The sequence below is a fragment of the Promicromonospora umidemergens genome, from assembly GCF_024171995.1.
In the GTDB taxonomy this organism is placed as follows: domain Bacteria; phylum Actinomycetota; class Actinomycetes; order Actinomycetales; family Cellulomonadaceae; genus Promicromonospora; species Promicromonospora umidemergens.
The window spans coordinates 1-19,530 of sequence record NZ_JAMTCT010000033.1 but is presented as its reverse complement, the minus strand read 5'-3'; the positions used below and the strand labels follow the sequence as shown (position 1 = coordinate 19,530).

Sequence of the window (19,530 nt, the reverse complement as noted above, 5' to 3'; positions counted from 1 at the left end):
CTTGCGCCACCTGCTGCCCGCCACGGTGGATCACCTGGCACTGCGCTTCGGGCTCCCGGTGGCGGCTGTGCTCGACCGGCCACCGGACAGGGGTCGTCGGTTCGCCGACCACGCTCAATCGGACTCGTGATGTCGTGCACCCGGACATCGATCCCACCCGGACATCGATCCTTTGGTGAGAGCGCGCGCGTGCGAAGCTTGTGGCGCCTCCTAGCTGCGGCGGTGGCACGGAGGCACGCCCCGCGCACCGGCCAGCCGTTGCGCGCGTTCCGGCTTCCGAGGCCGACCGTCATACCGTCGCGGGGTTGCACACGCTACGACAGCCCCTCTGACCGGTGTCGTCAGCCCGAGTCCCGGAGCCTGGCAGGTCAGGCGGCGCACTCCGTGCAGATCATCTGGCCGGTCTTCTCGTGGGCGAGCTGGCTGCGGTGGTGCACGAGGAAGCAGCTGGAACAGGTGAACTCGTCAGCCTGTCGCGGCAGCACACGGACCGCGAGCTCCTCGCCGGACAGATCGGCACCGGGCAACTCGAGGCTCTCGGCCGCTTCGGTCTCATCGATGTCGACAACGCCCGAGGACTTGTCGGATCGGCGGGCCTGCAGCTCCTGGATCGAATCCTGCTCGACGTCCTCGTCGGTTGTCCGTGGGGTGTCGTAGTCAGTTGCCATAGTGTTCTCCCGCGCGGTAGGCGACAGCGGGCTGCTTCGCTGGCCTCCACACGATGCCGCGCTGGATCCTCACTCGCACGCCGTCTTGATCGCCACGGCGCGGCGTGATCGGGAGAAGCATCACTATTCCAGGGCGCACCGATCCATGCGGTAGCTGACCGGTGGATCGGTCACGTGGTGGCCGCGGTGCTGAGGTGTGGGTGGAAGGCTGGGTAGAGCCAGCCAAGGAGCAACCCAAGGGCGACGTGCCCGCCGGGGAACGTGAGGAGTCCCGTCGGCCGTAGCGGAGGTAGGCGAAGCCGACGCGACGTAGGCTAGCCGCTCTCGCGGAGGGGTCGACGACGGGGAACACGGCGGTGATGATGCGCCCACCGATCGTGAAGTGCACGAGTCCGGCCCGCGTTGCCCATCAGGAGATGATCCTCAGCGCTGATGAGCCGGAAGAGCGACGCGTACAGCAGCGCGATGATCACGGACAGTGTGAAGTGGCCGAGAAAGCCGACAACCCAGGACCCGCGAGGGGACGTCGGGGTCGGCGAGCACCTGTGCGAGCCGCCGGGTCTTCCACGGTTCGAGCGGCGCGGTGTGCACCTCGCGGAGCTGCGTGTACGAGTCGAGCAGACGCAGCCGCTTGACGGGGTGGTGCACCAGGGCGAACGCGGCGTCGTCAGGGTCGGCGGCGTCGTCGGGCAGCCAGCACTCGTCGCGGAGCGAGGGCAGCAGGACGAACTCCTCCGCCGGGGCGCCGATCCGGTCCTTGTACCGAAGCCGTTGTCTGTGCCCACGCACGCCGAGAATTGCGCCACTCTCGGCGAAGACCTCTTGGCGCAGCTGGAAGCCGAGCCGCCGTTAAAGGTAGGCCGGGATCTCCATGACAGGCCCGGCAATGAGCTCAACTGCGGCAGCTGCAGCGAAGTCAAGCTCGACCGGCGACACTCAGCGACCTTTCCGCAGCCACGAGGGGCTGGCGTCGCTCCAATCTGAAAGAAGCCGTCTATAGCGCCTCCGATCGCCCAATGCACATCCGTTACGTCGTGGTCTCGGCGAGGAACTCCATCGCTTCGAACGGGTACTCCACGTTTGTTCTCCACCGCGATGGTCGAGGCAGCCCGCCTGGTCCTGTCCGGCCGGCCGGTGCTCGCCATCACGCACTCGGTCGTCATGGTCGTGGCGAGCTTGGTCGCTGCCGCTGGTGGTTTCGCGCTAGGAGTCCAGTAAGCGCGCAGAGACGGCCCCTCGACGGGCGGCTCTGCGCTGGTCACGTTCGTCGGCAGCCGCCCAGCGGGCCGCGATCAGGAGGGCTAGCCCCAGGGCCGGTACCTCGCCCAGCGCCCACACGAGTGCTCCGGCAGCCTGCTGGTCGGTGATCGGGTCGGTGAGCCAGTCCGGTCGTGACTGCGCCAGCACTGAGGCGGCGAGCAGCATCTTGGAGCTGGTGACCAGGGTGAGCCCGAGCACGGTGTGGAACACCATGGCCGGTGCGAGCATGAGCAGCCGCAGCGGGTATGGCGGCCGGAGCGGCACGGGATCGGTTCCGACGAGGATCGTGGTGAACGCATATCCGGCCAGGCTGAAGTGCAGCACCGCCCACAGGTGCACGACGCCGTTGGTCAGGCTCAGCTCGAACAGCGGCGTCGCATAGAAGAGGGCCATGCTGACCACCACGTTGGCCGTCGCGACCACCGGGTGCAGCAGGACGTGGGCGGCTCTGCTGCCGAGCACCGCGAGCAGCCACTCACGTGGCCCGCGAGGGCCGTCCGTCGTGGTCGGCAGCGAGCGTAGCGCGAGGGTCACTGGCGAAGCCATGGCTGCGAGCACCGGTAGGGCGGTGACGAGCACCATGTGCTGCACCATGTGGGCGCTGACCAGCACGTGGCCGTACGCCGCAGGCCCACCGCTGGTGACCCAGAGCAGCAGCACCATCGCGCCTACCCAGGCGAGCACCCGGCCGGCCGGCCACCGGTCTCCGCGCCGCGCCAGCCGTGCGACCCAGCGCAGGTAGGTCACCAGCCCGGCGATCGCCACGAGCACCAGCACCGGCTCCGGGCGCCACTGGGTCAGGGCGGTGGACACCGTGAGCGGCGGTAGTGCGCCGTCGCCGGCGGACGTGGGCGGCGGCGCCGAGGACCCGAGTGCTACGCCAAGCCCGACGGTTGCTGCGAGCACCACCACCTCACCGAGCGCGAGCCGGGCGAGGGGCCGTGCGCCGCTCAGGGCGGCCCGCGTGATCACTACTCGGCGGTGGGCCCACCCGGCGGCGCCGAGCCCGGCGAAGAGCGCAGTCTTCGTCAGGAGCAGGGCGCCCCAGCCGGTTGTCAGGAGGTCCGCGGGGGACAGGGACAGCTGCAGCACGATGAGCACGCCTGACGAGGCCACGACGACGTAGCACCAGCCCGCGACCCGGGAGAACCGTCGGACAGCAGCCAGCGAGGCAGCGCCGGAGGCGGGTCCCGTCCCGGGCCCGTACGCGAGCGCGACCAGCATTAAGAGCCCGCCGGTCCAGACCGTGACGGCAGCCAGGTGAAGCCACAGCGCGGAGGCGGCGCCGTGACCCGGCCCGTGCCCGTGCCCCGACGCGGCGACCGGAATCAGCGCGAGCAGCGCCGTCCCGAGCGCGAGGGGCACGCGGGCGGGTCCGGACGCGACGAGCAGCACGACCGCCACCGCCACTGCGAGCGCCGCGGCCCAGAGCAGGGACGTGCCGAGGATCGTGCCGAGGAGCACGGTGACGGCGGGCGTGCCGTCGTCGGCGGTCGCGGAACCGACGACGGTGCGCGCGGTCAGAGGCAGGCAGACCGCCTGAGCGACCGCCCACACCACAGCGGCGACCACGGCCGCTCGCACGGCTGGGCCGGCCGCCGTCGGCGCCAGGACGACGGCGGCAAGGGCCAGCCCGCCGATCGTCACCGTCGCGGCCAGCCGGGCGACCACCTCGGCGAGAGGCAGGCCCCACCGGGTGAGGACGCCGGGGTCGCGGAGCAGGGGATCGGTCACGCCGCTGACCACGAGCCCCCAGGCGGCGGCGAGCGCCGCGACGGCCAGCGCGACGCCGGCCACCGTGGTCAGGGCGCGGCCGGGTGTCCGGCGGGTCACGGGTCCTCCACGACGTCGAGCTCGGAGCTCATGCCCGCGGCATGGTGGCCGGAGACGCTGCAGATCAGTTCGAGCGTCTCGCCCGCCACGGCGGTGACCGTGAGCTCGTGCTGCTCGCCCGGGTCGAGCACCGGTGTCTGCCAGGTGCCGCGCTCGCCCTCGACGACGAGGTCGTGACCCATGGCGCCGGCGTTCGTGACCAGCACGGTGAGCTCGCCGGACGCGGGTACGGCGCCGCCTGTCTCGATGCTCCACTCGGTGAGGCCGACGCGCAGCGTGGAGGTCACGGCCCCGGACATCCCGGGCTCTGGCACGCCGTCGTGGGTCGCGGTGCAGCCGGTGGCCAGGGTGGCAGTCAGCAGCGCGGTCACGACGGCTCCGGTGGCGCGTCGCGGCACGGCGTTGCCCCGTCGTCTCACGGCTGCTCCTCTGGGTCCTCGGCACGCGTCGCCCGGTACCGCACCAGGAGCGCTGCCGAGCGCTCCGGGTCGGACTCCTCGATCGACGACCCGAGGAGCAGGAGGGTCGGCGCGTGGTGGGCGTCGATCGCGAGCGTCTCCTCCAGCACGGGGACCGCCTGACCGGGCGATCCCGTGCGCGTCAGGGCGAAGGCGTAGCGGTAGCGCAGGTCCGAATCCATCGGCCGGAGCCGTACGGCGGCGGCCCAGTGGGGGACCGCGGCGTCCGTGCGCCCTGCCTCGTCGAGCTGGTGGGCGAGCGCGGCCCGCAGCTCCACCCGGCCGGGCTGGTCTGCCACGGCGTCCTGGAGCACGGACACCGCGGTTCCCGTCCGTTCGGTGGTGGTGCCGGTCGGGGAAGCGCTGGTCGGGGAGCTGCCGGCCGCTGAGGCGCCGGTCGAGGCGGGCAGCAGGCCCGGCGCCAGCCACCAGGCCCCGAGCAGCGCGACGCCGATGGCGGTCGCTGTGGTCCCGAGGGCGCGGCGGCTCCGGCGCCGGGCGAACCACACGGCGGCCGCGCCGACCACGACGAGCGGGACCACCCAGAGCGTCCAGCCTGCGCCGCGCCGCGGCGGCTCGAGCAGCACCTCGTCGCCGTACGCGTCCGCGAACCAGGCCCGTACCTGGTCCGGTGAGCGACCGGCCGCGAGTTGCTCGGCCACCACCAGGCGCATCGACTCCGCGACGGGGGACGTCGAGTCGGCCACGTGCTCCCCGAGGCACGACGGGCAGCGCAGCGTGCTCGCAACGGCGCGGGTCTGCTCCGTCGCGGTCGGCGGCTCGCGGCCCGTGAGGGCGACGACCGTGCCGGTCACCGCGACAAGCGCGAGGACAACGGTCAGCACCGCAACGGACCAGGATCGACGGCGCCGGCTCATCCGCGCACCTCCGGCTCCACCACCGTGTCGATCCACTCCTGGGTCACGGGTCCGGGATGCTGCTCGACGAGGCGGCCCTCACGGTCCACGAGGTACGTGGCCGGGACACCCCGCAGGCCCCAGGCAACCGACATCGTGCCCTGCTGGTCCATGATGCTGGGGAACGACAGGTCGTGCTCGGCGACGAACCGGCGTGCGGGATCGGGAAGGTCACGAACATTGATACCGAGCACCTCAAGCCCGGCGTCAGCGAGCTCTTCCTGGGCGTCCACGAGCACCGGCATCTCGTCGCGGCACGGAGCGCACCACGACGCCCAGGCCGCGACCAGCACGACCGACCCGCGCAGGTCGGCGACGTCGTACTCGTGGCCGTCCAGGCCTTCGCCGGCCAGGGGCGGTGCGGGGCCCGGCGCGTCCTCGGCCGGCGCGCACCCGACGAGCCCCAGGACGAGCACGGGCAGCACACCGGCCATCGTGTGCATGGGCAGGCGCCGCCGCATCCGCGCCGTCGGGACCTTCGTCGGCCTGCGCCAGGGTGCTGACGCCACCAGACCGCCCGCTACCGCGAGCGCTACACCGGCCCAGAGCCATCCGACCAGCGGGGTCACGGCGAGCCGCAGGGTGGCGGAACCCGCGGCCGGGTCGGCGTCGAGCAGCGTGACGTACACGTCGTCGAAGAAGCCGCTGCGGATGTCCGGCCCGGCGAGCATCGCGGCGTCGTCGGGGTACCAGCGCAGCTGCGGGCGGGCGGTGCCTACGTGCTGCCCGTCCCGGCCGACGAGGAACTCGGCCTCGGCCACCTGCCGACCGGCGTCGTCGTGCCGGTCGATCCGCACCAGCGTCACGGTGGTGTCCCCGGCGGCGAGCGTCTCACCGACGGGCAGCACCGCCTCCCGTACCGTCCCGTGGCTACCGGCCACGACGGCCACCGCCCCCAGTGCCACCCCGGCGTGCGCGAGCCAGGAGCCGACGGCGTGCCGGTCCGGTCTGCGTCCGGCTCGCCGATGGCGCACGGGCACGCCCGCCGTGACGGTGAACGCCGCCAGCCCCGCGACGACGGCGAGCTCCGGGTCGCGGACGATGATCCCGACGACGCAGCACACCACGGCGCCGGCGGCCCCCGGGAGGAGCGGGTGGGGTGGCTGCCGGGCTCGGGCGAGCCACGGGGCCGCGGCGAGCAGCACGAGGAGCAGGAGCGCGAACGGCGCCAGCGTGCGCTGGTACCAGGGCGGGCCCACGGAGACCCGGTCGCCGGTGAGCAGCAGGAGCGCCGTGGGCAGCAGCGTGCCGACCGCCACCACCACTAGCACGACGGTCAGCAGCGTGCGCTGGCCGTCCAGGGCGACGCCTCGGACCCCACCGCGGCGCACGGAGCCGGCTCGGTGCACGGACCCGGCCGGGTACGGGGCACCGATGGGGGAGCCGGCACGCATGAGGAGGGCCACCCACGGCACGACCACCCCGCCGAGCACGGCTGCCAGGACGGGGCCGAGCGCCGACGTCGTGAAGGCATGGACGGACTCCACGACACCGGACCGCGTGATGAGCTGGGCCAGCACCACGAGCACGAACCCCAACCCCGCCAGGACGATCGCCCAGGCGCGCCACTGTCCGCTCCGCGTGCGCGGGCCGACGGCGTGCAGCAGCGCGGTGGACGCCAGCCACGGCAGCAGCGACGCGTTCTCCACGGGGTCCCAGGCCCAGTACCCGCCCCAGCCGAGCACGGCGTAGGACCACCACGCGCCGAGGCCGACACCGGCGGTCAGCAGCGTCCACGCCACCACGTTCCACACCCGGGTGGTCGCCGCCCAGCCGAGCGGCAGCCGGCGTCGAACGAGCGCAGTCGCGGACAGCGCGTAGGGCACGGCCAGCGCCGCGAACCCGGCGTAGAGCAGGGGCGGGTGCACGCCCATCGCCACGTGGTCGCGCAACAACGGGCTCGGCGACCCGCCGGAACCGCTCGACGCCGTGAACGGCGACGCCACCAAGGACACCACGCCGAACAGGGCGAGGACGGCGGCGAGCACGCACAGCACCACCGCACGATCCTGCGGCACCAGCCGGCGCGTCGTGGCGACAGCGACCACAGCCACGGTAGCGAGCGCCGCCAGCCACAGCAGCAGCGACCCCTCGAGCGCTGACCACATCGCCGTGACGCGGTAGTACGCCGGCATACCGATGTCCGTCACGCGCTCCACGTACGGCCACGTGGCGTCCCGCCGGAGCAGCGCAACCTGGAGGAGCGCGACGGCGCCCGCGATCGCCACGGCGCTCGCGACGAGGGTCTGCGTGCCGAACCGGGCGGCCCGGCTCGTGGTGCGGGCCGGGATCCGCGTGGCGGCCTGACCGGTCGGTGCTTGCGCGGCGCAACCCCAGGCGACGGCGGCGACCACCGCCGTCGCGAGGGAGATGCCCAGCAGCACGGTGCCGGTCACCATCGGTCCGGTGGTCATGGCGCGCCCTCCGGCGGCCGGTACTCGTTCGAGTGCCGCAGCAGTACGGACCGTGCGTGCAGCACCTGCCCGTCGAGCACGCCCTCGACGACCGCACCTTCACCTTCGCGGACGGCGGCGGGCAGTGCACCGGCGTAGTGCACGGTCACGTCGGTGGCGCCGTCGGTCAGGACGAACGAGGCACCCGTCGCGTCTTGCGCCACGCTGCCGGACACCACCAGGCCGCCGAGCCGCACGTCGCGGTCCATGGCCCCCTGTGCCAGGAGCTCGCTGGGTGTGCCCCAGTAGGTGAGTCCGTCCTGCGCCGCGGAGGCCAGGAGGCCGGCGAGGCCGAGCGCGGCGATGACCAGGACGGCCCAGGCTCGCCCGCGGCCGCGGGGCAGGGCCACCCTCATGGCGCCACCGGAAGCCGCTGGCGCGCCTCGTCGGGGTCGGCGACAGCGAGCGGTGAGTCGTGCCCGGCACCGTGCCGGGCACGGTCGAGCACCACGACCGTGGTCAGCAGCGTGCACGCCAGGACCGACACGGCCAGCGTCCAGGCCATGACCGGGGCGATCGGCGCGTCGGTACCGGGCGCGAGCACCGTGGGTGGCTGATGGAGCGTGCGCCACCACACCACCGAGAGATGGACCACGGGAACCATGAGGAACCCGAGCACTCCGGCGGTGCCGGCGGTGCGCCGCCCCCTGGGGCCCGTCGCGAGGGTGAGCGCGGCGAGGAAGGCGACGTAGACCAGGCCCATCGCCACCGTCGTCGTGACCCGGGCGTCCCATACCCACCAGGAGCCCCAGGTCTGCGCACCCCAGACGCTTCCCGTGGCCAGGGTCACGGCCGTGAGCACCACTCCGGCCTCGGCGGCGGCACGCGCCACCGCGAGCGGCCGGCCGGCATCGTGCAGCGCCACCGGGAGGCACGCCACCAGCACGACGGCGAAGCACAGGTAGGCCGACCACGCGGCCGGTACGTGCAGGTACATCCAGCGCTGTGCGTCGCCCTGCACCGCGTCGGGCGGCGCGACGAGGACCAGGGCCAGGGCAAGGGCGGTGCTGAGCGCGGCAGCGAGCACGAGTGCCCGGCGCCCGCGCGGGGCAGCGACATGGCCGCGGTTGTCTCTCATGCGCAGACCTCCAGGACGAGCGGGTTGACGGCGATCATGACGATCCCGGCCGCGAACCCGAGGGACAGGAACAGGCCGAGGCGGCCGAGGAAGCCGAAGAGCGGGGAGCCGCCGCCGGCCGTGGCACGCCGGCTCGTGCGCCATGCCACGACGCCGGCGGCGAGGGTCAGGACCAGCAGCACCACGTCGAGCGTCACGACGGCCGTGCCGATCAGCGCCGTGGGCGGGTTCCGGCCGGCGCTGGCGTAGGCGGTGCAGGCGAAGTCCTGTACCACGTAGGACAGCCCGAGGGCACAGACCCAGGCGACGGGCGGGACGAGGACGGCGGCGACGGCGAGGCGCGTCGAGCGCGGTCGCGTGGCCTCCGGTGCTGCCACGTCAGACCACCGCCAACGGCATGAGGTCGGTGGCGGCCCAGGCCACGGCCCAGACGACGAGCACTCCGGTCCACAGGACCGCGGCGTTCTGCAGCATGATCCGGGGACGGATGTCGCGGGTGTGCGTCAGACGCGCCAGGAGAGCGCAGATCGTGAGTCCGAGGCCGAGCAGGATGGCCAGCGCCAGCGTGCTGACGAGCATCAGGACACCGGAGTCGTAGGAGTGCGCCGTGTGGTCCAGTCCACCGGCCGGCCACTGGGCGACCGCCAGGACGAGCGCCACCGCTCCGGCGAACGTGCTCGTCACGGCGGCGGCCAGGTGAGCGCCGCGCGCTGTCGGCGGAGCGTCGTGGCTGAGCGGGCCCTGGCGTGAGCCCCACCAGGACGCCGAGATCGCCAGCACCAGGGCCAGGCCGGTGCCCGCCGACAGCCACGGCAGGCCGAGCGACTCTCCCTGCGGCCATACGGGTGCGTTGACCTGGAGGAAGAGCAGGCTGAACGCGACGGTCGTGACGGCGACGACGAGCACCACCGCCGCGCCGGCTGCTCCCCACCAGCCGGGCGACAGCGGGCCCGGCGCCTCGACCAGGTATTCGCCGCCCACCGGCTCGGTGGACTCGCCCGCGCCCAGCTCGCGCTCGTTCTGGAGCTCCCACGCCACGAACGCCCCGACGATAACGAGCACGCTGGCGCCCAGCACCCAGCCGCTCTCCAGGAGCAGGCCGGCAGCCGCCAGCGCGAGCCCGCCGGCGGCCAGGAACGGCCAGAACGTCGGACCGGCCTGGACCGCCGCGGTGTTCGGCAGCGCGCTCAGCACGGTCGTGAAGGGCGTGGCACGCACGTTCTGCGGAGCGTGGTCGAAGGCGGCGGACATCCGTTCCAGCTTCGGGTCGTGCGACGGCCGGTCCCACAGCGGTGCCCGGCCGGTCACCACGGGGATCCGGCCGAAGTTGGCTGACGCCGGCGGAGAGTCGGCCACCCACTCCAGCGTGTCCGCGCCCCACGGGTCGGGCCCGGAGCGTTCCCCGCGCCGCAGCGCGCCGAGCAGGGTGATCGCCGTGAGCACGAGCCCGGCGGCGAAGATGAACGCACCGATGGTCGAGAGCAGGTTCAGCACACCGACGCCCAGCCCGGCGTCGTAGGTGTACACCCGCCGGGGCATGCCCCACAGGCCCGACAGGTGCATCGGGAAGAACGTGAGGTGAAAGCCGACGAACGCCAGCCAGAAGCTCACCGTGCCGAGCCTGGCCGATGGCATGCGACCCGTGAACTTGGGCCACCAGTGGAACAGGCCTGCCAGGACGGGAAACAGCATGCCGCCGATCAGCACGTAGTGGAAGTGCGCCACGACGAAATACGTGTCGTGCGCCTGCGCGTCGAACGGGGCGGACGCAACCATGACCCCCGTGATGCCGCCGGCCACGAACGTGAACAGGAAGCCGAGCGAGAACAGCATCGGGACCGTCAGCCGGGGCCGCCCGGACCAGAGGGTCGCGATCCACGCGACCACCTGCACACCGGACGCCACGCTGATCGACATGCTCGCGGCCGTGAAGAACGACAGCGTCACGGGCGGGAGCCCGGTCGTGTACATGTGGTGCACCCACAGGCCGAGGCTCATGATCGCGGTGACCACGATGGCGGCGACGACGAAGGGATAGCCCACGAGCCGGTGCCGGGAGTGCACCGGCACGACGTGGCTGATGATGGCGGCGCCCGGCAGGAACATCACGTAGACCTCGGGGTGCCCGAAGATCCAGAACAGGTGCTGCCACAGCAGCGGGTCCCCGCCCCGCTCCGTGTCGAAGAACGCCGTGCTGATGTTGCGGTCGAGCTCGAGGAGCAGGGAGCCGACCAGCAGGGGGACGAAGGCCAGGATGATCATCGCCGCGACGCACAGCATGGTCCACGCGAAGATGGGCATCCGGTCCAGCGACATCCCGGGCGCGCGCATCGCGAGGACGACGACGATCATCTCGATCGCCGCGCCGATCGCGGCGAGCTCGGCGAGCGCCAGCCCGAACAGCCAGATGTCCATGGCCTTGTCGGCGAACTCGGGACCGGATAGCGGGACGTAGGCGAACCAGCCGGCGTCGGGCACCATGCCGACGACGAAGCTGCTGTACAGGATGATCCCGCCCAGCAGGTAGCACCAGTAGTTGAAGGTGTTGTACCGCGCGAACGGCATGTCGCGGGCGCCGAGCATCAGCGGTAGCAGGTAGGCCGCCAGCCCTTCCAGGAACGGCACGGCGAAGAGGAACATCATCGTCGTGCCGTGCATGGTGAACAGCTCGTTGTAGGTCTGTGGCGAGAGCACGTCCTGTTCGGGCTGGGCGAGCTGGACGCGCATGAGCAGCGCCTGCAGGCCCCCGACGAAGAAGAAGACGAACGCGGTGACCATGTAGCGCGTGCCGACGGACTTGTGCTGCACGGGCATGAGGATCCGGCGCAAGCCGCGCGGCCGGGCCCAGGCCTGCGCGAAGCGCGCCCTTTGCTCGGCGCTCGGCCCGGTCTCCTGGTCCGTGGTCACGTGCTACTCCAAGCTCTGCAGGTAGGTGATCAGGGCGTCGAGCTCGTCGTCGTCCAGGTCGGTGCCCGGCATGACGTTGCCCGGCTTGACCTTCTGGGGGTGCTCGATCCAGCGGGCGAGGCTCTTGCGGTCGTTGGGCAGCACGCCGGCGCCGATCATCTGCCGGCTCGCCAGGTGCGTCAGGTCGGGCCCGAGCGTGCCCTGCGCCTCCGTGCCGGCGACGGTGTGGCAGTAGACACAGGACGACGACATGAAGATCTCCCGACCAGCGGCCACCTCAGAGACGGGCCCGACGTCGGCGGCCGGCCCGTCGGCGTCGGCGTCGCCGTCGGTCTGATCGGCGGACGCGGCGGGGCGTGCCTGTGCGTCGAGCCAGCCGGCGTACTCCTGGGGTTCGTGGGCGACCACGACGAACCGCATCCAGGCGTGCTGGACGCCGCAGTACTCGGCGCACTGGCCCCAGTAGGTGCCCGGCTTGTCGGCGGCGAGCGTCAGCACGTTGGTCTGTCCGGGTACGAGGTCCACCTTGCCGCTGAGCTGCGGGACCCAGAAGCTGTGGATGACGTCCGAGCTGGTCAGCTCGACGCGCACGTCCTGGTTCGTGGGAATGTGGATCTCGTTGGCGGTCTCCACGTCGTGCCCGGGATACCGCACCTCCCACCAGAACTGGTTCCCGTCGACCTCGACGACGGTTGCTGCGTCGGCGGCGTCGCCCGTCCCCGCAGTGTCGCGGAGCACCAGCACGGAGTCGGTCATGACCCCGATGATGATCAGCGCAGGCACCACCGCCCCCAGGAAGCCAACGGCGAGGTGCCCGTTGCCGCTCGTCGCCTCGGGGACGTCGCCGGCAGGGTGCTCGGTGCTTCGCCGTCGGCGGACTACGGCGACCAGTGCCACCGTCACGACGACCACCCAGACCGCGGACCCGGCGATCAGCAGCAGCTGCCAGTGGCTGTCGACCCGGCTGGCGTCGGGGCTGGCGGGCGGAAACATCGCTGGGATCCGGGCAGCGATCATGGGGACTCCTTCACCTGGATCGTGACGACCGACCGGGTGCGCGTCCCGTCGAGGAGCGCCTCGACCACGTACTCGCCCGGTATGTCGAGCCGCTCCGCGTAGGTGGCGCCCGCCAGCAGGCGGCCCGAGTCGAGGGGACCGGCTCCCGTCGGCACGGCCGCAGTGCCGTCGTCGAGCCCCAGGGACGCGACCCGCTGGGGACGCTCCGAGCGGTTGACGAACCGGACCTCGGTGCCTGCGACCGTCTCGAGGAGCACGGGCTCGAACCCGGCGGTGGTCAGGCGTACCTCCGCGGGCGGCGGCGCGGCGCTCGCCACACACGCTGACAACCCGGCGACGACGGCGACCAGCGTCGCCGCTGCGCCGACCCGCACCCGGGCCGGCGCCCCTGCGCGGGTCACAGCAGCTCCCCCGGACGGGCGAAGTACCGGTCCCGGATGGCTTCGGCCGTGCGCAGCGCCAGCGCGCCCACCGTGCCGCTCGGGTTGGCCCCGGGATTCTGGGGGTACAGGGCGGCACCGGTCACGAACACGTTGGGTGTGTCCCACACCTGCCCGTAGCTGTTGGTCACGCTGTCGCCCGGGTCTTGGCCCATGATGGCCCCGCCCGTGGGGTGCGTGCTCTGGTACTGGTCGATGCGGTACGGGGGAAGCTCGGAGGAGACACTGACCCGGTCAGGGTTCATCGCGCGGAGGATCTCCTCGCAGCGGCCGGCGAGGAAGCGGTACATGTTCCGCTCGTTCTCCCGCCAGTCGAAGGTGATGCGCAGCATCGGCAGACCCCACTCGTCCCGGTAGGTCGGGTCGAGGTCCAGGAAGTTCCCGGCATAGGCGGGGCTGTCCCCCTCGATGCCGACACTGCCCACCCGGTCCCAGGACCGGCCGAGCATCGACTTCCAGTCCGCACCCCACTGCCGGCTCACAAAGCCGTCCAGGAGCGAGTCGGACGAGCTGATCGGCTCGCGCTGACCGGCTTCGGCAGAGATGGCCGCACCGCCAAGGAACCCGAGATCCGAGTGGTCGAAGTTGTCGGCGTTGTAGTCGTAGATCTGCGCGTTGGTACAGCCGTTGCCCATGAAGAAGTTGAACTTCTCGTCCTCCCACAGCCCCTTCGCCGGCGACTGGACGAGCTGGTAGCTGTAGTTGCGCCCCACCTGCCCGCGGTCGTTGCCGATGCCGTCCGGGTGCGCGCCGCCCTTGGACAGGAGCAGCATCCGGACGTTCTCCAGCGTGAACGCCGAGCAGACCACCACCTCGGCCGGCTGCACGTGCTCCTCACCACGGGAGTCGACGTACCGCACGCCCGTGGCCCGACCGTCGTCAGCGGTCTCGATCCACAGCACCCGGCAGCCCGTGCGTACTTCGTACCGCCCCGTGTCCAGTGCGGGTGGGAGCCAGGTGGTCAGCGGGCTAGTCTTGGCACCGACCTCGCAGCCGTAGCGGGTGCAGAAGCCGCAGTACAGGCAGGCGGCGCGGGTGTTGCCGTACGGGTCGGTGTAACCCTGCGACAGGATGCCCGACGGCGTCGGGAAGGGATGCAGGTCCAAGCCCTCGCAGGCGTCCGTGAACCGCTGGCCGAACTTGCTCCGGGCGAGCGGAGGGTTGGGGTACGGGCTCGTGCGTTCCCCTTCGAAGGGATTCCCGCCGGGCAGGATCTGGCCACCCAGGTTGCCAGCCGTGCCTGAGACGCCCATGTCGTACTCGAGCTGGTCATAGAAGGGTTCGAGGTCGTCGTAGCCGATCGGCCAGTCCTGCGAGGTCATCTCCGTCGGGATCCGGTCGCTCCCGTACTTCTCCTCGTTGAGGCTGCGGTAGCGAAAGTCGTCCGGCAAGAACCGCCACGTCAGTGCCGTCCAGTGCACCATCGAACCCCCGAGACCCTCGCCGGGATGGAAGCTGCCGAACTGGCGGTAGGGGAGGGAGGGCGAACGAGCATCGGGGCGCCACGTCCAGGTGGTGCGCGAGATGTCCTGCATCATCGCGTAGCGGTTACGAAAGCGCAGGGAGTCGTGGTTGTGCGCGAAGTCGGGGTAGGTCCACTGGGCCGGCCCCTGTTCCAGCGACACCATCTGGAACGATGTCGGCGGCAGGATCTGCGACGCGAGGATCGAGGCGGACATGCCCCCACCGATCGTCACGATCTCCACCGGGTCGTGTCGCCGCATTCTCAGCCCTCTCCGACGACGCCGTGATGGGGCCGTTCTAGCGCGGTCCGGCCGCCGCCGGGACGGTCCGGGTTCATGACGGGCAGCCCGTGCATCGGTCGTGGCTGCCGGTCGGTGCCCTGGAGCATCTCCTCCGGGGAGTAGGAACGCTGCGCCGCGGGCCACCCCACGAGCCGCCAGCCGGCCAGATCCTTGTTACCGCCGTAGGCGGGGTCGGCGAACATGCCCTCGATCGTGTCCGCGCGTACCATCGCGAAGAAGCTGCCTGGGGCCACCGCGCCGAACACCTCCTCGGCCTGGTCCAGCACGTCGTCACTGGTGGAGACCGCTTCCGTGCCGTCCTCGCCGGTGACCTGGCCGGCGCCCTCACCGGTGAGCCGGTCGGCGGCCGCGCTGCGCTGCTGGTGGTCGTCCAGGACGACGATGATCCCGTCCTGGCGTTCCGGGTCCAGGTCGGCGAAGAAGCGGCCGAACCGGGTCTGCGCGTACCGGTCGAGCGCAGCGAGGCCGAGCCGGTAGGAATCCTGCGGCGGCCGGCGGCTCTGGTACCCGTACCGGTAGAGCTGGTCCTGGGCGACGGGCACCCGTCCTTCCTCCACCTCGCTCGGAGCCTCCTCGTAGCCACCGGCGAAAGGGCCGTGCGTGTAGGTCGGCTCGGCGTAGGGCGTGGAGCCGGCGAGCTTGCCGTCGATGTACCTGGCCACGCCCATCTGGACCGCTCCCGGGTCCTTGCCGTCGCCGGGCACGAGGCGGGCGAGCATCGCCTCGAGCAGGCGTGCCTCCTGGTCGGTGAAGAAGCGGAGGCTGTCCGGCACCTCGTCGGGCGGCAACGGGGAGCGCTCGGGCTGGTGGACACCTTCCTCTGTACCGATGGCGCCACCCGCTGTGGAAGGACCCGCGGCGTCCGGCGTGCACGCGGCCAGCGTGGCTCCGCCGACAAGACCCGCGCCACCGAGCACCGACAGGGACTTGAGCACCGAGCGCCGCGTCAGCGCCGGTCCCGGCTGCCTGCCCGCCTCGCGCTCGGGACTGTCGGTCCTGGTCTCCTCAGTGCTCACTGGATCACCTCACGGCAGGTCGCGGCGGTCGGCCATCGTCGGCCCCTCGACGTTAACAACGCCGCGGTCACTCGCAAGCCCGTCCGGCGGTCGCCTTCTCGATATCTCCCGATCCGGCTCTGGCGGGTGCGAGTGGACCGGCTGAGAAGAATGATCGGGACACACGTAGTGGCACGGACGGGAGAGTCACCATGGCGCACAGGATGCCGCACAGCCAAACCCTGGCGCTTTACCAGTGGCTAGCCTTCGTGACCGCCGTGGTCTATCTAGCAGTTGGTGTCGCTGGATTCTTCGTCACCGGTCCAGAGGGCTTCGCACAGCCCGACAACGGCCAGAGACTATTCGGCCTCACCATCGACAACTTGCACAATGTCGTGCATCTGTCGACCGGATTCTTAGGAGTTATCATGTGGTCCGGCGCTGGCCGCGCAAGGGCATTCGGATGGTCGATCGTGGTCGGGCATGGCACCTTGTTCGTCCACGGACTGATCGCAGTGAACAACCCGGAGATCGATTCCTTCCATATCAATGTGGCGGGCCGCTGGCTGCACATCCTGAGTGTTGTAGCGGGGCTGACGATAGCGCTCTGGCCGGACCGGGGTGCCGACGCCACCTCACCCAGATCACGGCCCGCGATGTAGGTCACCGCAGGGGCGAGGACAGCCCGCTGACGGAGGCAGACGCCACCGCATTTTCTTGTGCGAGGCGCTGGCCACTGCGACGGCCTTGCCCTTCGAGCACTCCGAGCCCGCTATAGCCGCTCCTTGTTGGCCGGCCGCACGCCGTCCAGCTTCCGGCGGATCCTCTCGCCGGTCGTGACCAGCGGCGCCTTCGGGATGCGTCTCGGTCGTACGTGGGGTGTCGTAGCCAGTGGCCATGTGGTGTTCTCCGTCGGCGGTGGGCGCGCCGTTCACGGTGAGCGCTGGGATGGACTCCGGCGATGTGATTCCCTCGACGGTGTGATCCGTCGCCGGGTGGGCGACAGGTAACTGAGCCGACAGCCGGACCGCATCGCTGAACCCAGACCAACCCGTCGAAGGCGCAGCGCCAGGGCCCCTAGTACTACAGCCGTAGATCGGGCCGGTGAGCTGCAGTGATGCTGCCTTCGCGTCGTTGGTAATGGGCTCGTCGGGCGCGGTGTTGGCGGCGTCGTCGCCATCGGGACCAGGCCAGGACCCGTTCGATGGTGGTCGAGACGGTAGCGACGAGGGCAGCGAACAGGCGTCGGCCCTCGCCCACGGTGACCGCGATCAGGCCTGCTGCATCGTCGATCGGCTCTACGTCGTTCATCGTGACGGCAAGGACGGTCAGCAAGGCGTGGCCGAGCATCGCCAGGGTGGTCCACCGGTGCCAGGAGTCCCAGCGGCGGACCTGGTGCTCGTCCAGGCCGGCGTGGCTCTTGGCGGCCTGGAAGTTCTCCTCCACGGTCCACCGTCGGCCCGCCACGTGCACCAGGTCGCCGATCGCGACGTGTCGTGGGGTCCAGCAGCGGTACCAAGCCAGCTCTCCCGTGGTGTCGTTGCGGCGCACGAGCAGGGCGTGGTGACCGGACCCGAGATCAGGGCCGTCGGGTTCTGGCTCCAGCTCGAGGACCGCCCAGGAGTACCAGCGGCGCCCTTTGGAACCGTCGCCGCACGACATCCGCGCCCACGCGTCGGTCGGGACCAGGCTGGTGGCCTTATCGGCGCGTAGCGGCCCGGCGCCGGTCGCCACCGCGCGGTTGCAGCCGATCGCCAGCACGTAGCCCAGCCCCAGGCGTCGGCAAGTGGACCGCAGGTGCGGGTCGGCGCCGTAGACCTCGTCCCCGGCGACCCACCGGGCGGGCGTCCCGGCGGCCAGCGCGTCGGTGATCATCTGCGCGGCCAGGTGCGGCTTGGTCGCGAACCCGGCCTCGTCCGGGACGCCCGCCTCGTGGCGGCGGTCCGGATCGCTCGCCCAGGACTCGGGCAGGTAGAGGCGCCGGTCGATGAACGTGTGCCCGCGCTGCGCGGCGTAGGTCAGGAACACCGCAACCTGCGCGTTCTCGACCCTGCCTGCCGTGCCGGTGTACTGCCGCTGCACCCCGACCGACTTGGTGCCCTTCTTCAGGTCGCCGGTCTCGTCAACCACCAGGACCGCCTCGGAGTCGGCAAGCCGGGCCCGGACGTAGTCGCGCACGTCGTCCCGGACCGCGTTGGCGTCCCAGACCGCGCGCCCGAGCAGGTGTTGCAGCCGGTGCGGGCTCTCGTGGCCGGCGTGCTCGGCGATCGTCCAGCAGTTCTTCCGCTCCAACGGAGCGACCAGCCCAGCCAGCAGATCCCGCGCCGCGCCGCGGGCGTCCCGGCGGGCGAACCGGGCCGCGACCTGCTCGAACGCCACCTCGAACTCGGCCAGCCACGCTTGAGGGCCTACGCTATAGGCCGCGGCCACCGCCACGGTCTTCTTGTTCCACACAAGCAACGAAGCATCCCGGCAGTGGCCGCCCCACGTCCAGCATCACCCCAGGTCAGCGACCCGTTGTACCAGCCCCAGAACCTGCGAAGCAGCTCGAACGCCAGCTCCGGCTCGCCCCCGGGCCCGTGGGGCACCCAAGTCAGGAACCCGGGTTCGTGAACCGGCTCTTTCTGTTGGGCTCCCTCACGGACGTCACGCGACCCCGCTGGAAGGTGACATCCATCCGGGTCTCGTTCGGCCCGTCCGGAAAGATCCACGTCTCAGTGCGGAGATGCCGGGGCACCCGCCGCACGACTGTCCGGCTCCGGCTGCCGCCCCAGAAAACAGTGATCTCCTTCTTGTGAACGTCCCGACGTGCAGGCCGGCCAAGGATCCTCTTGACCTCGCGCTTCGTCATCCCCTTCTTGACCTTCATCCTCACGACCGCTCCCGTCCTCGACTCCCTGATGCTTGCACCACAGCGCCGGGACCGGTCCCAGCACAGCCGATGGACCGCAGCTGTCCGCAATGTTGGCGCGGGACAACTGCGCGCAGACCGGACCACCGGCCTGCTCCCGCCAGGGGCCTGGGCGCGGATGTCGTGCGGCGGCGCACCACGACCACCGCTCAGCGCGTCCCGATGGCGACGACACCAACACCGCGCCCACGAGCCCACTACCAACGACGCGAAGGCGGCATCACCGCAGCCCACAGACCTGATCTACGGCTGTAGTACTAGGCGCTGTCGCCGACAGGCCTGCGGGCCAGGCCCGGCTTAACCACAGACTCGGGTGCTGACTGAACCAGTGCAAGTTCGGCGAACTCCATAAGGAGTGCAGCGGCACAGACATATCAACCTTCCTTACACATGCCGCCGACTGTGCCGGGCGGTATCGCCTTCATGATCCCCGTCCGATGGACCAGCCCGGGCTCCGCCGGTCGTCGGCTCTTCCTCGCTCGCGACGGTGCCCGCTACTAGGGCGTGTTTCGGAATGGGTCAGCGGCGGCTGGCCCATTCCAGGACATCAGTAGCGATAGTGCTCGGGTCAGCGGCGGTGGTCGTGGTGTGTTCGCCGGTGCCAGGGTCCTCGCGTTCGATCTCGTAGCCGCCCAGGAGCCCGCGGCGGGTGTGGACGGAGATCGCCCACTCGAGTTCTTCGTTGTCGGGGAACACGACGAAGAACGTGTTGTCGCTGGAGTTCAGCTCGCGGACGAGTCCGACGAGGTCGGCGTGGTCAGGAGCAGCGACGTATCGGCCGCCCTCGGCGTCGGCGTAGTAGTCCACGAGCCCCAGGATGCCAGCCC

General features: G+C 71.2%; 19 protein-coding genes. 2 read left to right on the top strand and 17 right to left on the bottom strand.

The window, feature by feature from the left end:
- Positions 1 to 368 precede the first annotated feature (368 nt).
- Complete coding sequence (locus tag APR04_RS28335; RefSeq protein WP_253877534.1) at positions 369 to 668, bottom strand: DUF4193 domain-containing protein; 300 nt, start codon at positions 666 to 668, stop codon at positions 369 to 371.
- Positions 669 to 1,091: 423 nt separating this feature from the next.
- Positions 1,092 to 1,457 (bottom strand): hypothetical protein, encoded by a 366-nt coding sequence (locus APR04_RS28330; protein ID WP_253877532.1) that lies wholly within the window; start codon positions 1,455 to 1,457, stop codon positions 1,092 to 1,094.
- Between the two features lie 291 nt (positions 1,458 to 1,748).
- Here APR04_RS28330 and APR04_RS28325 point away from each other — a divergent pair, with 291 nt between their 5' ends.
- Positions 1,749 to 1,886 carry a hypothetical protein gene (locus APR04_RS28325; protein WP_253877530.1) on the top strand — a complete coding sequence of 46 codons (138 nt, stop codon included), beginning with the start codon at positions 1,749 to 1,751 and terminating at the stop codon, positions 1,884 to 1,886.
- On the opposite strand, the gene APR04_RS28320 is transcribed toward APR04_RS28325, so the two are convergent.
- From APR04_RS28320 to APR04_RS28265, 12 genes are read right to left on the bottom strand one after another with little or no spacing between them, the layout of a single operon-like run.
- Entirely contained in the window at positions 1,872 to 3,761 is a 1,890-nt protein-coding gene (locus APR04_RS28320; protein WP_253877528.1) for a bifunctional copper resistance protein CopD/cytochrome c oxidase assembly protein, read from the bottom strand. The two genes, APR04_RS28325 and APR04_RS28320, sit on opposite strands and share 15 nt — an antisense overlap.
- Complete coding sequence (locus APR04_RS28315) at positions 3,758 to 4,180, bottom strand: cupredoxin domain-containing protein (RefSeq protein WP_253877526.1); 423 nt, start codon at positions 4,178 to 4,180, stop codon at positions 3,758 to 3,760. Before APR04_RS28315 ends, APR04_RS28320 begins: the two co-directional genes overlap by 4 nt.
- A complete protein-coding gene (locus tag APR04_RS28310; protein ID WP_253877523.1) occupies positions 4,177 to 5,097 on the bottom strand; it encodes a cytochrome c-type biogenesis protein CcmH in 921 nt (306 codons plus the stop codon). Before APR04_RS28310 ends, APR04_RS28315 begins: the two co-directional genes overlap by 4 nt.
- Positions 5,094 to 7,550 (bottom strand): cytochrome c biogenesis protein CcsA, encoded by a 2,457-nt coding sequence (gene ccsA / locus APR04_RS28305; RefSeq protein WP_253877521.1) that lies wholly within the window; start codon positions 7,548 to 7,550, stop codon positions 5,094 to 5,096. The genes APR04_RS28310 and ccsA (APR04_RS28305) overlap by 4 nt, the downstream gene beginning before the upstream one ends.
- Positions 7,547 to 7,945, bottom strand: a complete 399-nt coding sequence (locus APR04_RS28300; protein ID WP_253877513.1) for a cytochrome c maturation protein CcmE — start codon at positions 7,943 to 7,945, stop codon at positions 7,547 to 7,549. Before APR04_RS28300 ends, ccsA (APR04_RS28305) begins: the two co-directional genes overlap by 4 nt.
- Positions 7,942 to 8,667: a cytochrome c biogenesis protein CcsA gene (ccsA, locus tag APR04_RS28295; RefSeq protein ID WP_253877511.1), complete on the bottom strand. Its 726-nt coding sequence runs from the start codon at positions 8,665 to 8,667 to the stop codon at positions 7,942 to 7,944. Before ccsA (APR04_RS28295) ends, APR04_RS28300 begins: the two co-directional genes overlap by 4 nt.
- Positions 8,664 to 9,044, bottom strand: coding sequence for a hypothetical protein (locus APR04_RS28290; RefSeq protein WP_253877502.1), 381 nt, complete (start codon positions 9,042 to 9,044; stop codon positions 8,664 to 8,666). The genes ccsA (APR04_RS28295) and APR04_RS28290 overlap by 4 nt, the downstream gene beginning before the upstream one ends.
- 1 nt (position 9,045) lies before the next feature.
- Complete coding sequence (gene ctaD / locus APR04_RS28285) at positions 9,046 to 11,574, bottom strand: cytochrome c oxidase subunit I (RefSeq protein ID WP_253877501.1); 2,529 nt, start codon at positions 11,572 to 11,574, stop codon at positions 9,046 to 9,048.
- A gap of 3 nt (positions 11,575 to 11,577) precedes the next feature.
- Positions 11,578 to 12,591 carry a cytochrome c oxidase subunit II gene (gene coxB / locus APR04_RS28280; protein WP_253877498.1) on the bottom strand — a complete coding sequence of 338 codons (1,014 nt, stop codon included), beginning with the start codon at positions 12,589 to 12,591 and terminating at the stop codon, positions 11,578 to 11,580.
- The gene (locus tag APR04_RS28275; protein ID WP_253877496.1) at positions 12,588 to 12,992 is read right to left on the bottom strand and encodes a cupredoxin domain-containing protein; all 405 of its coding nucleotides are present in this window, start codon (positions 12,990 to 12,992) and stop codon (positions 12,588 to 12,590) included. The genes coxB and APR04_RS28275 overlap by 4 nt, the downstream gene beginning before the upstream one ends.
- Positions 12,989 to 14,755, bottom strand: a complete 1,767-nt coding sequence (locus tag APR04_RS28270; RefSeq protein WP_253877494.1) for a GMC family oxidoreductase — start codon at positions 14,753 to 14,755, stop codon at positions 12,989 to 12,991. Before APR04_RS28270 ends, APR04_RS28275 begins: the two co-directional genes overlap by 4 nt.
- A gap of 2 nt (positions 14,756 to 14,757) precedes the next feature.
- Complete coding sequence (locus APR04_RS28265; RefSeq protein ID WP_253877492.1) at positions 14,758 to 15,813, bottom strand: gluconate 2-dehydrogenase subunit 3 family protein; 1,056 nt, start codon at positions 15,811 to 15,813, stop codon at positions 14,758 to 14,760.
- A 191-nt stretch (positions 15,814 to 16,004) separates the two neighbouring features.
- Between APR04_RS28265 and APR04_RS28260 the strand changes: the two genes are divergently transcribed.
- Complete coding sequence (locus APR04_RS28260) at positions 16,005 to 16,454, top strand: DUF4383 domain-containing protein (RefSeq protein WP_253877490.1); 450 nt, start codon at positions 16,005 to 16,007, stop codon at positions 16,452 to 16,454.
- 421 nt (positions 16,455 to 16,875) lie between these two features.
- Here APR04_RS28260 and APR04_RS28255 read toward each other — a convergent pair whose 3' ends face one another.
- From APR04_RS28255 to APR04_RS28245, 3 genes are all read right to left on the bottom strand, one after another.
- Positions 16,876 to 18,222 carry an IS701 family transposase gene (locus APR04_RS28255; RefSeq protein ID WP_425569990.1) on the bottom strand — a complete coding sequence of 449 codons (1,347 nt, stop codon included), beginning with the start codon at positions 18,220 to 18,222 and terminating at the stop codon, positions 16,876 to 16,878.
- A 163-nt stretch (positions 18,223 to 18,385) separates the two neighbouring features.
- Positions 18,386 to 18,661 carry a DUF2845 domain-containing protein gene (locus APR04_RS28250; protein ID WP_253877624.1) on the bottom strand — a complete coding sequence of 92 codons (276 nt, stop codon included), beginning with the start codon at positions 18,659 to 18,661 and terminating at the stop codon, positions 18,386 to 18,388.
- 561 nt (positions 18,662 to 19,222) lie between these two features.
- On the bottom strand, positions 19,223 to 19,530 hold a 308-nt coding region (locus APR04_RS28245; RefSeq protein WP_253877488.1), incomplete at its 5' end, for a hypothetical protein.

What these genes read in the sequence shown, in the direction of transcription:
- APR04_RS28300 (WP_253877513.1), bottom strand. Translation starts at nt 7,945, where the DNA reads ATGAGGGTGGCCCTGCCCCGCGGCCGCGGGCGAGCCTGGGCCGTCCTG.
- APR04_RS28270 (WP_253877494.1), bottom strand. Translation starts at nt 14,755, where the DNA reads ATGCGGCGACACGACCCGGTGGAGATCGTGACGATCGGTGGGGGCATG.
- APR04_RS28335 (WP_253877534.1), bottom strand. Translation starts at nt 668, where the DNA reads ATGGCAACTGACTACGACACCCCACGGACAACCGACGAGGACGTCGAG.
- ccsA (WP_253877511.1), bottom strand. Translation starts at nt 8,667, where the DNA reads ATGAGAGACAACCGCGGCCATGTCGCTGCCCCGCGCGGGCGCCGGGCA.
- APR04_RS28250 (WP_253877624.1), bottom strand. Translation starts at nt 18,661, where the DNA reads ATGAAGGTCAAGAAGGGGATGACGAAGCGCGAGGTCAAGAGGATCCTT.
- ccsA (WP_253877521.1), bottom strand. Translation starts at nt 7,550, where the DNA reads ATGACCACCGGACCGATGGTGACCGGCACCGTGCTGCTGGGCATCTCC.
- coxB (WP_253877498.1), bottom strand. Translation starts at nt 12,591, where the DNA reads ATGATCGCTGCCCGGATCCCAGCGATGTTTCCGCCCGCCAGCCCCGAC.
- APR04_RS28260 (WP_253877490.1), top strand. Translation starts at nt 16,005, where the DNA reads ATGGCGCACAGGATGCCGCACAGCCAAACCCTGGCGCTTTACCAGTGG.
- APR04_RS28310 (WP_253877523.1), bottom strand. Translation starts at nt 5,097, where the DNA reads ATGAGCCGGCGCCGTCGATCCTGGTCCGTTGCGGTGCTGACCGTTGTC.